The sequence below is a fragment of the Alkalinema sp. FACHB-956 genome, from assembly GCF_014697025.1.
Lineage (GTDB): Bacteria > Cyanobacteriota > Cyanobacteriia > Leptolyngbyales > Leptolyngbyaceae > Alkalinema.
The window spans coordinates 1-12,633 of sequence record NZ_JACJRC010000028.1; the positions used below are offsets into that span (position 1 = coordinate 1).

Consider the following 12,633-nt stretch of genomic DNA (forward strand, 5'->3'; position numbering starts at 1 on the left):
ATCCCCCTAAATCCCCCTTAAAAAGGGGGGCTTTGAAAGAATTTGACTAAATCCCCCCCTTTTTAAGGGGGGCTAGGGGGGATCGGATCTGTAGCATTGATAAATCAATTTGGTATTAGCTTCAAATTAGCATTGATTTTCTTTTCGAATATACAATATTTATAATCAATTTAATATATAGAGTGTATCAACCAACTTACAATCACATCATCAATTATTTTTCACATCACTGAATAACCGTCGAAATATATGCGTCGTGATGCCATTTTTTATAAGTTGTTTCAGCAAGCTCCCAGCTTGATCTTCGAGCTATTGGAAGCTACACCAGCAAATACCGATGGTCTTCGACCGACTATGGGCGATCGCTATCGATTTGAGTCAGTGGCAGTTAAGGAAACGACCTTTACAATTGATGGAGTATTTTTACCACCGGAGGATGAAACAGCGGGTGTTATCTATTTTGCAGAAGTGCAGATGCAGAAGGATGAACGGCTCTACGAACGAATGTTTACAGAGTCCTTGGCCTACTTTTATCGAAATCGGGATCATTTCTCAGATTGGCAAGCAGTAGCAATTTATCCGTCTCGATCGATGGAGCAGTCCGAATCCTATCCCTATCGAGCCTTGTTGAAGAGTGATCAAGTCCATCGGATTTATTTGAATGAGTTGGGAGCGATTGAGGAGTTACCGTTGGGGGTAGCCGCAATGGTGCTGACGATCGAAGATAAAGCAACTGCACCAGACAAAGCGAGGCTGTTACTCCAGCGGGTAGATCAGGAGCTTACGAACTTGCCTGTAAAGCAAGGCATAATGGAGATGGTAAGCACGATTATTGCTTATATGTTTACAACGTTATCCAGACAGGAGATAGATGAGATGCTAGGAATTAAGATGGAAGACATCAGAGTATTTCGGGAAGCCAAGGAAGAAAAAGCCCAAGAGATTGCCCTCAACATGCTGAAGGATAATTTCCCCTTGGAGCAAGTCGCACGTCTTACTGGATTGACGATCGAGCAAGTCCAATCCCTACAATCTCAGATTAAACAAAATTAGGGCACGATTCCCTCGCAAGTGCAAGCCCCCGGTGATTCGACACAGCAAGATGGTCAGTGCTGCACACCACTCTCCTATCAATATCCGATTGCTATCGAATAAATGGAATCGCCAACGGATAGCGCGTTGGTTCCCCTCGCCAAGCCCGCACCATCCCAATCACACTAAACATCCCATTCCAAATTACCAAAACTCCAACCACTAAAGGAATCAACCAACTTACCCAATCCCGATCGACCGCCCCACCCCCCGCACGATCGTAGCTTGCCACCAGCACTAGCGCGAACACTAGATAGAGCAAACTTGACAACTGAAAATTAAACGCTGATTGACTACTTTTATGCAGCAATCCATGGGCCTTCCGACAACCTGAGCAAATCACCAGCGGCATTGACAAACAGAATCCCTGGGATAATACCACCAACACCACCAGCCACACCGTCACCGCAAAACTGGGGGAATATCCTCCATCCGTCGCCAATGACAAACTCGCCATAAACATAATCTGCGTTAATTGCCATTGCATCCCCATCCCCGCCAACCCGATCGCCAACGGCATCCACAGCAGCGTCACCCCATGGCACAACAGGGCACGGAAGCGAATCGATCGATCGGGCATTTCACGCAGCATTTCAACACCAAACTCCTCGCAACAATTCCCAGCCCCAATAATCTCCTCCCCAAAACCCGCGCCAGGAATCCAGACCCAGGCAGGTTTGAGAGAATAGGCCAAGCCGCTATAATGCCAAAGGATGCTCTCTGGCTGCGACATGCCTCGGATTCCTAATTTAACCTACGATCGCGGAACTTTGATTCTCCATCCCCCCCCTCGGGGCAAAGCCTGGGTAGAATTTGCCACCTGGGACGATCGCATTGAAAAATTTCGCATTCCGGCCATGCAGTACCGCGACCTCATCCTCGCCCTGCGCCGCGAAGGCACCGAAGTCAACGACCACGCCCGCGCCTACCAAGAACTCGACCTCCTGCCCAGCTTCCAGCGATCGCCCTATCCCCACCAAACCGAAGCCCTCGAAGCTTGGAAAGCCCAGGGCAAAGCCGGAGTTGTTGTTCTGCCCACCGCAGCCGGCAAAACCTATTTGGCGCAAATGGCCATGGAAGCCACCCAACGCAGTACGCTGATCATGGTACCGACGCTGGATTTGATGCACCAATGGTATGCCCATTTGCTAGCCGCCTTTCCCGACGTAGAAATTGGTCTATTGGGAGGGGGTTCCCGCGATCGCACCCCCATCCTCGTCTCTACCTACGACAGCGCCGCCATCCACGCAGAAACCTTGGGCAATCAGTACGCCCTGCTGATTTTTGATGAATGCCACCACTTACCGACGGATTTCAGCCGAGTTGTGGCCGAATATTCGATCGCGCCCTTTCGGTTGGGACTTTCTGCAACGCCGGAACGCAGCGACGGCAAACACGAAGATTTAAAAATTCTCGTGGGAGAAGAAGTCTATCGCAAAACCGCCGAGGAACTGTCCGGCACAACGCTGGCGAACTACGAACTGGTGCAAATCCGAGTCACCCTCTCCCAAAAAGAACGCGATCGCTACGATGAACTCATCCAAATCCGCAACGAATTTCTTCAGCAATCCAAAATTATTCTAGGCAGTTTGCAGGGTTGGCAGCGTTTTGTCCAAGCCAGTGCCCGATCGAAGGCCGGACGCCGCGCCATGCTCGCCCACCGGGAAGCGAGATCGATCGCCTTTGGCACTGAAGGAAAACTACGGGTCTTGGGGGATCTCCTAGCCAATCATTCCCCCGATCGCACCTTAATTTTCACCGACGACAATGCAACGGTGTATCGCATTTCCCAGGACTTTTTAATTCCCGCCATCACCCACCAAACCCCCGTCAAAGAACGCCATGATATTTTGCAGAAATTCAAAGCGGGGGACTACCGCACCTTAGTCGCATCGCGGGTGTTGAATGAAGGGGTAGACGTACCGGAAGCCAGTGTGGCGATCGTGCTGTCTGGAACCGGATCAACGCGGGAACATATTCAGCGCTTGGGCCGGATTTTGCGCAAGGGCAACGATCCCAGCAAAATGGCCACGCTGTACGAAGTGATTGCCGAAGATACCAGTGAAGAAGGGGTTTCCAAACGCCGCTATGGGAATCAGGAAACGGTGAAGAAACCCACCCAGTTAAAAGCCGTCCCCGACCAACCCCTACCGGGTAAATCCAAATATCCCAATGCCCGTCCCCGCGTGCCCAAAGCCGCTGAATCCTTGGGAGATTGGGAATAGGTAAGATGGATCAATCCTACAGAGCCGACGCAATTACAAATCAATGAGGTATTAAGCCTTACTCCTTTTCGGAAAAGCCAGATAAGTCCGGAGCAACTGTAAAGCAAACAGGAAGAGAAACGCAGGATTATTAATTAAATAACGCTTCCACAGGCGCTGCGGCTCTGCCCCTAGGCGATAGAGCCATTCCAAACTCAACGCCATCATCCAGCGGGGCGCTTGCGACACTTCTCCGCTATGGAAACGAAAGGCCGCCCCCACTCCAATCATCACCGCAGGTAGACGATCGACCTGACAAGCCATCCATCGTTCCTGCTTCGGACACCCCAGCCCCACAAACACGATCGCGGCTCCCGAAGCTTGAATGCGATCGCAATCGGCCTGTTCTTCCGCTGCGGTCAACGGGCGAAAAGGCGGTGCATAGGTTCCCGCGATCGGTAGCGTTGGAAATTGTGCCTGCAAGTTCGTGGTTAACTTCTGTAGAGTCGCTTCCGAACCACCGTAGAAGTAGATCGGAATCTGCTGTTGCGCCGCCCGATCGCACAAAGCCAACATCAAGTCGGGGCCATAGACACGGGTTTGGCAACGCTGCCCCAGCAACCTTAAGGCCAATACTAGCGGCATTCCATCCGGTGTCACTAAGGCTGCATGATTGACAATCCTTTGATAGGACTTTTGCCAATAGGCCGTCATCACCACATGGACATTCGCCGCAATCACATAGCACGATCGCCGATCGCGCGCCCAATCCAGGATGCGATCGCAGGCATCGGGATAACTGGTGCAATCAATGCGGCTACCTAGAATGGGATGGGAGGCTTTGTTCATGGACATTAGGATTGGGGCGATCGGGAAGCGTGAGTGGGTGCCACGGATGGAATTTCAATTTTACGAGCCGCATACTTACGCACCAAACGCCACCCAAAACGCAGGAGATGGAACAGGCCACCATGCTGCCAAACCACCTGAATCATTTCCTGGAGTCGGCGTTTATTGCCCGTTGTGGTCAGATTATCGCCGGTAATCCGATACCCCGCAAGGACGATCGGAACTCGCACAAAATCGTAGCGTTTGGAAATCCGAATCCAATAATCCCAGTCAAACACGTAGCGATACTGGGTGGCTAACAGTCCGGTGCTTTCCACCACTTCCCGCCGCAAAAAGGTGGCAGGTTGGGTAATAAAGTCGTGGGATAGTAACTGTTTCCGAGAATAGTTACGAATGTTGGTAACAGGTTTTAGCACGCGATCGTTCGCGTCAATGTAAACCGCTTCCCCATAGATTGCCATAACCTGGGGATGCTGCTGGAAGTATTCGGCCACCTGCGCTAAGACCTGATCTAAATAAACATCATCCGCATTGAGCCAAGCGTAAATTTCACCCCTTCCCTTTTGCCAGCCTTGGTTGATGGCATCGGCCTGTCCCCGATCGTGGTAGCGCTGGACTTGGACGTGAGGATGCTGGGCATAGCGATCGAGGATCTCCGCCGTTCCATCGTCGGAAAAGTTATCCAGCACCAGATACTCCACCTCGATCGCTGGATGTTGTTGAGCCAACACACTTTGAATCGTGCGTTCAAGATAAGCTCCTTTGTTGTAAGAAGGAGTCACGATCGTAAACTTCATGGCAAAACGCGCCTCGAAGGAACGGGGACTCCCTTATGCTACCCACGATCGTCCAAATCGCTCGATCCCGACGTGCAGATGCTGAGATTGCAACGCGCAAATACAACACTCAGATTGCAACGCGCAAATTACAAGCGCAAATTATAACGCCCAGATTGCATGTCCCCCTAGGATTGCGGTTTCGGCTGAGGTTTGGGTTTCGCAGGCGGACCAAAGTACGCTTTATAGACTTCATGGGCGATCGGAACTGCCGATTCCGCACCAAAGCCGCCATTTTCCACCACCACCGCTACGGCAATTTGGGGATCATTCAGCGGCCCATAGCCGACATACAACGCATTGTCCGCACCACCGGGAACTTCAGCAGTCCCCGTCTTCCCAGCAGTGGGCGGAATCGAGCCGTCACTGAGGCGACGGGCTGTTCCTTCTTTCACCACTGCGACTAAGCCTTCCCGAATTGTGTCGATCGTACTTTTCGTCAGCCCCGTTTCCTCCGGTTGCATCTCCGGCGTTCCCGTTTGGCCCATGAGTAAGTGGGGTTTAACCTGCTTGCCCCCATTGGCAATACTGCTGATCATCACCGCCATTTCCAACGGCGTCACCTGCACCAGCCCTTGCCCGATCGCCATGGTCACGGTATCACCGGCGTACCAGGGTTCCTTGTATAGCTTTTCCTTGGTTTCTGGCGTGGGAATGAGTCCCTGAGATCCACCGTCTAAATTAATTTGGGTTTCCCCAATGCCCATGCGATGGCCCCATTTGCTAATTTCCTGGGGGCCAACCGCTAGACCAATTTGGTAGAAGAAGGTGTTACTGCTAAAGGCCAGGGCATCCCGGAACCCGATCGCGCCATACCCACCACCACCATGCTCATGGAACAGAACGCCGCCAACACTGATGGCTCCCGAAGTCATCACCGTCGAATCTGGGGCAAACTTACCCGATTGTAAAGCTGCCGCCGTAGACACAATTTTGAACGTACTGGCAGGCGGATAGCCCTGTAAGGCACGATTTAAAAAGGGATTGTCCTGGGATTGCAGTTGATTCCATTCCCGATCGGTCATTTTGCGGGTGAACAGGTTGGGATCAAAGGTCGGGCCGCTGGCCATGGCCAACACTTCCCCGGTTTTCACGTTGAGCACCACCGCCGCCCCCCGACGATTTGCCAAGGTTTTTTCCGCCGCTTGTTGCAGTCGGATATCTAAAGTGAGTTGTAAGGGCTGTCCACCGATCGGTTTCTGGATGCCCAACATTTGCAATTCTTTACCTGTTGCATCAACTTCAATTAAGCGACTGCCCCAGCGACCCCGCAACTGTTCATCGGCAATTCGTTCCAGCCCCATCTGTCCCACAATCATTCCCATGGGTAGATCGGGATGCCGTTTCAGATCTTCAGCGGTGGCTTCTCCGATATATCCCAGGATGTGAGCCGCCAGGGATCCGTTGGGATATTGCCGATTGGATTCCGGTTGAATTTCCAATCCCCGAATGGGATCGCCTTCTGCTAACGCGATAAATGCCTGTGGTGTTAAGTCCCGTGTAATACGCACAGGAATCGCTGATTGAAATCCTGCTTTCTCTAATTGGTTTAAGATTTGTTGCGGGGGTAGCTTGAGAATCTTGCCCAGCCGTTCAACCGATGCTTTCCACCCCTCCGGGGACTGCTCCCGAGGATAGAGGTACACTGCCCGCGCCAGTTGGTTCGCCGCTAACGGTTTGCCATTGCGATCGAAGATATTGCCGCGATCGGAAACCAGGGGAATGGGCCGCACCCGGTTATGGTCTGCCAAGGCACGATTATATTGCCCCTGCACCAGTTGGATTTGGGCCAACCGAAATGCTGGAATACTAAACAAAACTGTGACCGCCAGAAAGAGAAAGCCCACTCTCTCTGTGCGGGGCAAACGGCTTTTGATTTGCAGTCGATAATTGGAGAAGCTCTGGTAGATTTTTTTCTGAGTCGATCGCAGCCCAATGCTCATCTTTCCCCCGATGATGCTCAAATCCTAGAAAACTGAACGGGATTGTGTCGCCAAGAAAGTTCACAGGCTAAACGTCGGCTAGACAGGGCTGTCTACCGATCGTTTTTTTCTGTAGGAAGCTGATCCTTAATGCACTGTTCACCCGACGAATTTGGACATCCGGACAGTTGGGAAAGGGAAGAGATAATCACTCTGGCGTCATGAAGTCTCTGCGGTTCCAGCGTGACTCAAAGGGTGATCCAAAAAATGGGATCTGGTTGTAGGACGGCTAGATTTTTGCTGACTGGGAACCCCAGGTTTTAATTTTACGTCGTTGCTTCTAAAACTTCCTGTACTACAAGCAACGAATTGCTCAATTGAGTTAAAAGAAGGGAACCATGGGAGAGATCCTGCTGCCGCGCCTGCCGTTCCAGTTCTGTCGCCGCCTGCCACATTGCCCGCAGCCCAACATTGCCACTTGCCCCTTTGATTTGGTGGGCCAGGTACTGCAAGGTATGGCAGTCCCGATCGGCTAGCGCAGATTCAGCCAACTGGATACGGGTTTTGGTTTCAACAAAAAAGATCTTCAGGAGTTCTAATTCAAATTCAGCATTACCATCAGACAGCTTATGCAACTGTTTCCAATCAATGTCCACAGTAGAGACTCGAGATGACAGGGAAGATTTCATAGAATGCAAAAACAAAGGCCAAAACAGATTGGAGAGACGGGATCAGCTCGCAGCCTGAACTAACGATGGCCAAGGCGTCCTCTTCAGTGTGCCCAGGCTATCGTCCAAAACACCAAAGGCCCAGGAGAAGAATGGGCAACCAACCGAATCCACCCAGATTGAGGAGATGGGTAACGCCTTGGAGCGATTGGAGACAGACTAGTTCAACCAACTTGCCAAACAGGAGGGCCAGGACAATTAAAACTATCAGGGGCATGGTGGGGACTCGGTGTAGATATCCTCCGGATGTTCGGAGTTATCGGTTGTTTAGAATCGATCGTAGAAGAATTGTCAGGAAGACGAGTGCCGATGCATAAGTGATTCTATTGTAGAAATAACCCAGTCTAGAAATCACTCAGTCTAGAGATAACCCAGTCTAGAAATAACCCAGTCTAGAGATCCCCAACGTTTGCGTCGTTACCCTTCCAACTCATTCCACTCTCTCAATCAGGGCAACTGAGCTAGGACACACAAACTGAGCTAGGACACACAAACTGAGCTAGGACACACAATCAGTCAGGGCAAAACGGTCAAGATTTTTTCAAGCATTCCATTCTGTCACTTTACTTTTTCGAAACATCAAGGCACGAGGTTTACCATGGCAGGCGCTCTTAGAGTTCTTTTGAATTCAGTTGTTAGTCTGATTAGCCCAGTCATTGGTTCAGGGATTGGATTAATGGGCCTATTGCTCTTGAGTAGCGGGCCAAGTCTGGCGCAATCATCCAATTTTGGCAGTTTTGAATTAACCAGTGGCAGTCAATCTGTCTCTGTCACGGGTAGCACCGGCGGCACCACCTCCCTCCCGGCCATTACCAGTGATGTCGATCGCGATCGCAACAAGTGTTTAGGGTTTGGCGATCCGAAACCGGATCATGTGATGACGTTGAAGCAGGGGTTTTCCCAACTCACCCTCAAGGTGGAGAGTGGTCAGGACACCACCTTAATTATCGTGGGGCCGGGGGGAGTCACCCGTTGTGGGGATGATACTGGCAATAAAAAGGATGCCAGCATTACCGATAGTGATTGGGCCGCAGGAACCTATCAAATTTGGGTGGGTTCGATGGAACCGGGAATGCGCAGTAATTATCGCCTTTCGGTACAAGGGAAATAGCTGAGGAACATGACCGAGGGCAGTAACCCTTGCGATCTTTGCGATAATGGGGGCGTTAATCAAACGTTCTTGAATTCCAACTATGACTGCTGCGATCGATGCAAAGCCTGCTTTTTCCGTGCGGCTGGCCAACTGGGTGCTGGGGATTAAACCGCTGTTTAAATTTGCCAAGCAGCGGGCGAGGAAGATGATGATCCAACGGGCGGAGACGATCGGGGTGCCGTGGATGGCGGAGTCCCAGCAGTTACAAGCGCGGGATTGGACGGCGGATTTCGCAGCAGTGAATAATCCCGATTTGCAATATCCCACCTATTACCTCAAACCGTTCCACGCCTACGAAGAAGGGAACTTGGGTTGGTTGCCTGCGACGGAGGTGGAGGTGGCGGCCTATTCCGTCCATGCGCGGATTTGGCAGGAGTCCGGATCCAGTGGAGACCCCCACCTGCGGCAGAGCTATCACAAGGTCTTGCAGCAGGAATTACCGATCGCCCCCCGCGACATTGTGGATCTGGGCTGTAGTGTGGGCATGAGTACGTTTGCGCTTCAGGAAACGTTCCCCGGATCCAAGATTACAGGGGTTGACCTCTCGCCGCATTTTTTGGCCGTGGCTCGCTATCGCACGGAACTGCGGCAGGCCGGCAAGGGCAACGGACTGCAATTAAAGGGGGAGCACCCCAGTGCTGAAGCGGCACCGACCTGGGTTCATGCCGCTTCGGAACAAACGGGGCTACCTGCTGGATCCTATGATCTGGTGTCGGCTTGTTTGATGTTCCATGAATTACCCCAGTCGGCATCGATCGAAATTTTCCACGAGGCGCGGCGGCTTCTGAAACCCGGTGGCTATCTCACGATTATGGATATGAATCCCCGATCGGCGGTGTTTGTCAAAATGCCACCCTACGTGATGACGCTGCTTAAGAGTACTGAGCCTTATTTGGATGAGTATTTCTCGATGGACATTGCAGCGGAAATCGAAGCAGCTGGGTTTACCCGCCCAACGATGATCGAAAATTCGCCTCGCCACCGGACCATCATCGCTCAAGTGAAGTAGTCTCCTAGGTGATCGGGGTTGAGGTCGAAGAGATTGCCACGACCGATCGCCCCATGCGGTAGGATCATGCTGATTTACTTTGCGGTAATTACCGTTCTCAGGAGGATTTCAGCGTGACAACCCGCGTCATCATTGTGCGGCATGGCGAGAGTACCTACAACGTCGAGCGGCGCGTCCAAGGCCACTGCGACAAATCAACCCTCACCGAAAAAGGTCGATCGATGGCCGTTCAAGTAGGGGCTGCGCTGAAGGAACTGACCTTTGATGCCATCTATGCCAGTCCCCTGCAACGGGCCAGCCAAACCGCTGCACTCATTGCCGAACAACTGCCCAACGCTCCCACCATCACCACCACCGAGCAACTCAAAGAAATTAACCTCCCCTGGTGGGAAGAACTGCTGTTTGATGATGTGATCAGCAAATTCCCCGAAGAGTACCGCCAGTGGCGTGATGCTCCCCACCAGTTGAAAATGACGATCGACGATCGCGACTTTTTCCCGGTGGCCGACCTCTACGAGCAGGCCAAACGCTTCTGGAACCAGACCCTCCCGCAACATGCCAACCAAACCCTGCTCGTCGTGGCCCACAGTGGCATTAACCGAGCACTGATCAACACTGCGATCGGGCTGAAGCCGGAAGACTACCAACGGCTGGATCAGTCCAACTGCGGCATTACTGTGCTCAACTTCTCCGGCGGTCTGGGCGATCAAGTCCAAATCGAATCCCTCAACCTCACCGCGCACCTGGGCACCCCCATTCCCAAACCGAAAAGTGATGATGTCGTGCGGTTGCTCCTTGTCCGCCATGGCGAAACCCAATGGAACCGGGAAGGTCGTTTCCAAGGCCAAATCGATGTACCCTTGAACGAAAACGGTCAACGCCAAGGCGATCAAGCCGGAGAATTCCTCAAATCCGTCAAAATTGACGCCGCTGTCAGTAGCTCCATGGCTCGCCCCAAGGAAACCGCCGAACGGATTTTGCAGCACCACGCTGGCATCAGCCTGCAACTGCGGGACGACCTGCGGGAAATCAGCCACGGCACCTGGGAAGGCAAACTGGAAGCGGAAATCCGGGCAGACTATCCAGGCTTATTAGATCAGTGGCAATCCCACCCGGAAACGGTGCAAATGCCGGAAGGCGAAAACTTGAATGACGTGTGGACGCGGGCGATCGCCGGTTGGCAAGCGATCGTCGAACAGGCCCAGCCTGGAACGACCACGCTCGTCGTGGCCCACGATGCCATCAACAAAGCGATTTTGTGCCACGTTGCAGGCTTAGGGCCGGAGTCCTTCTGGAACTTTAAGCAAGGCAACGGAGCCGTCAGCGTCATCGACTATCCCCAAGGGGCCAAGGCCGATCCGATTCTGCGGGCGGGTAATATCACCGTTCACCTCGGTGGTGTCCTGGATAAAACGGCAGCAGGCGCGCTGTAAGCCCGTTTTGGCACAGAGTACTATCGGCAAGACAAGCCCAGTGCTCTTGTTTAGATTTTCTGGGTTGGCTCGATCGAACCAATCCAGAGAAAATTACTGAGTTTGACAAGGTTATGGCGATTGAAGTTTTGCAACAGGTGCGAGTGATCGATGCAGTGGCAGGCACCGATCGTACCGCTGATGTCCTCCTAGACGACGGCATGATTCAAGCCATTGAGTCACAAATCACGCCACCGGAGGGCTCCCAAACCCGATCGGGACAGGGCCTGATTCTGGGGCCGGGACTGGTGGATCTCTACAGTCGATCGGGGGAACCGGGCCACGAAGAACGGGAAACCTTAGATTCCTTTATGGCAGCGGCGATCGCGGGCGGCTTCACCCAGGTGAACGTCCTGCCCAACACCACCCCAGCGATCGACAATCCCGCCACTATTAGTTGGATTCGGGAACAGGTGCAATCCCGTCTACTCTCCAGCCTGTCTGCCATGCCCACCTTGCCTCGGTTGCAGTTTTGGGGCGCATTGACCCTGGAAACCGCAGGGCAGCAAATGGTGGAGTTGGGTGATCTGGCTCCCCACGTCGTTGGATTTGCCGATGGTAAGGCCATCACGAACCTCGCCATGCTGCGACGGATGTTGGAATATCTCCAGCCGTTGCAAAAACCGTTGATGCTATGGGCCTCCGATCCCAGTTTGGCGGGTCATGGCATCGCGCGGGAAGGGGTAAATGCCCTGAAGTTTGGCTTGCCAGGGATTGCCGTCATGGCGGAAAGTGCGCCCCTCGCGGCCATTTTAGAACTGTTGCAAGAGATTCCCGTACCCGTTCATTTCATGCGAATTTCCACAGCGCGGGGCGTGGAACTGCTGCAAACCGCCAAGGCCCAGGGTTTACCAGTCACCGCCAGTACGACTTGGTTACACCTATTGCTAGATACCAACGACCTAGGCACCTACAATCCCAACCTACGCCTATCGCCGCCCCTGGGCAATCCCAGCGATCGCCATGCGCTGATACAAGCGGTCAAATCCGGGGTCATTGATGCCATTGCCGTGGATCACCAAGCCTACACCTACGAGGAAAAAACTGTGGCCTTTGGGGAAGCTCCGACAGGCGCGATCGGGTTAGAGTTGGCATTCCCGACCCTGTGGCATCATCTGGTGGAAGCTGGACAACTCACTGCGGTGGAACTGTGGCGTGCCCTTAGTTGCCAACCCCTAGCCTGCTTGGGCAAAGCGAATTCGGCTCTGGGAACGGAAACCAGCCGTTGGATTTTGTTCCAGCCGGATCACACTTGGGCCGTCAATGGACAAACGTTGAAGTCTCGATCGAGCAACACCCACTCTCTAGGTCAAACGATTCACGGACAAATTGTTCAAGTGGGTTAATATCTAGTGGGTTAATATCCAG

General features: G+C 52.7%; 12 protein-coding genes. 6 read left to right on the forward strand and 6 right to left on the reverse strand.

Annotated features, from left to right (window positions below):
• The first annotated feature begins 249 nt into the window (after positions 1–249).
• Entirely contained in the window at positions 250–1,053 is an 804-nt protein-coding gene (locus H6G21_RS20960) for an Rpn family recombination-promoting nuclease/putative transposase (RefSeq protein ID WP_190575589.1), read from the forward strand.
• Between the two features lie 91 nt (positions 1,054–1,144).
• Here the strand turns inward: H6G21_RS20960 and H6G21_RS20965 are convergent, their stop codons facing one another.
• Positions 1,145–1,825: a DUF4870 domain-containing protein gene (locus tag H6G21_RS20965; protein WP_190575591.1), complete on the reverse strand. Its 681-nt coding sequence runs from the start codon at positions 1,823–1,825 to the stop codon at positions 1,145–1,147.
• Between H6G21_RS20965 and H6G21_RS20970 the strand changes: the two genes are divergently transcribed.
• Positions 1,824–3,317 carry a DEAD/DEAH box helicase family protein gene (locus H6G21_RS20970; protein ID WP_190575593.1) on the forward strand — a complete coding sequence of 498 codons (1,494 nt, stop codon included), beginning with the start codon at positions 1,824–1,826 and terminating at the stop codon, positions 3,315–3,317. The two genes, H6G21_RS20965 and H6G21_RS20970, sit on opposite strands and share 2 nt — an antisense overlap.
• Before the next feature lie 51 nt (positions 3,318–3,368).
• Here the strand turns inward: H6G21_RS20970 and H6G21_RS20975 are convergent, their stop codons facing one another.
• From H6G21_RS20975 to H6G21_RS20995, 5 genes are all read right to left on the reverse strand, one after another.
• Positions 3,369–4,145: a WecB/TagA/CpsF family glycosyltransferase gene (locus H6G21_RS20975; RefSeq protein ID WP_190575671.1), complete on the reverse strand. Its 777-nt coding sequence runs from the start codon at positions 4,143–4,145 to the stop codon at positions 3,369–3,371.
• A gap of 5 nt (positions 4,146–4,150) precedes the next feature.
• The gene (locus H6G21_RS20980; RefSeq protein WP_190575595.1) at positions 4,151–4,942 is read right to left on the reverse strand and encodes a glycosyltransferase family 2 protein; all 792 of its coding nucleotides are present in this window, start codon (positions 4,940–4,942) and stop codon (positions 4,151–4,153) included.
• A 167-nt stretch (positions 4,943–5,109) separates the two neighbouring features.
• Complete coding sequence (gene mrdA / locus H6G21_RS20985; RefSeq protein WP_190575597.1) at positions 5,110–6,924, reverse strand: penicillin-binding protein 2; 1,815 nt, start codon at positions 6,922–6,924, stop codon at positions 5,110–5,112.
• A 305-nt stretch (positions 6,925–7,229) separates the two neighbouring features.
• Positions 7,230–7,592, reverse strand: a complete 363-nt coding sequence (locus tag H6G21_RS20990; protein ID WP_190575599.1) for an Hpt domain-containing protein — start codon at positions 7,590–7,592, stop codon at positions 7,230–7,232.
• A gap of 97 nt (positions 7,593–7,689) precedes the next feature.
• Complete coding sequence (locus tag H6G21_RS20995) at positions 7,690–7,848, reverse strand: hypothetical protein (protein WP_190575601.1); 159 nt, start codon at positions 7,846–7,848, stop codon at positions 7,690–7,692.
• Between the two features lie 459 nt (positions 7,849–8,307).
• On the opposite strand from H6G21_RS20995, the gene H6G21_RS21000 reads away from it, so the two are divergent.
• The 4 genes from H6G21_RS21000 (at position 8,308) to H6G21_RS21015 (ending at position 12,611) form a co-directional block, all read left to right on the forward strand.
• Entirely contained in the window at positions 8,308–8,742 is a 435-nt protein-coding gene (locus H6G21_RS21000) for a hypothetical protein (protein ID WP_190575603.1), read from the forward strand.
• An 82-nt stretch (positions 8,743–8,824) separates the two neighbouring features.
• Positions 8,825–9,793 (forward strand): class I SAM-dependent methyltransferase, encoded by a 969-nt coding sequence (locus tag H6G21_RS21005; RefSeq protein WP_190575605.1) that lies wholly within the window; start codon positions 8,825–8,827, stop codon positions 9,791–9,793.
• 113 nt (positions 9,794–9,906) lie between these two features.
• The gene (locus H6G21_RS21010) at positions 9,907–11,226 is read left to right on the forward strand and encodes a histidine phosphatase family protein (protein ID WP_190575608.1); all 1,320 of its coding nucleotides are present in this window, start codon (positions 9,907–9,909) and stop codon (positions 11,224–11,226) included.
• 113 nt (positions 11,227–11,339) lie between these two features.
• On the forward strand, positions 11,340–12,611 hold the full coding sequence (locus H6G21_RS21015) for a dihydroorotase (RefSeq protein ID WP_190575610.1): 1,272 nt from the start codon (positions 11,340–11,342) through the stop codon (positions 12,609–12,611).
• The last annotated feature ends 22 nt before the right edge of the window (positions 12,612–12,633 follow it).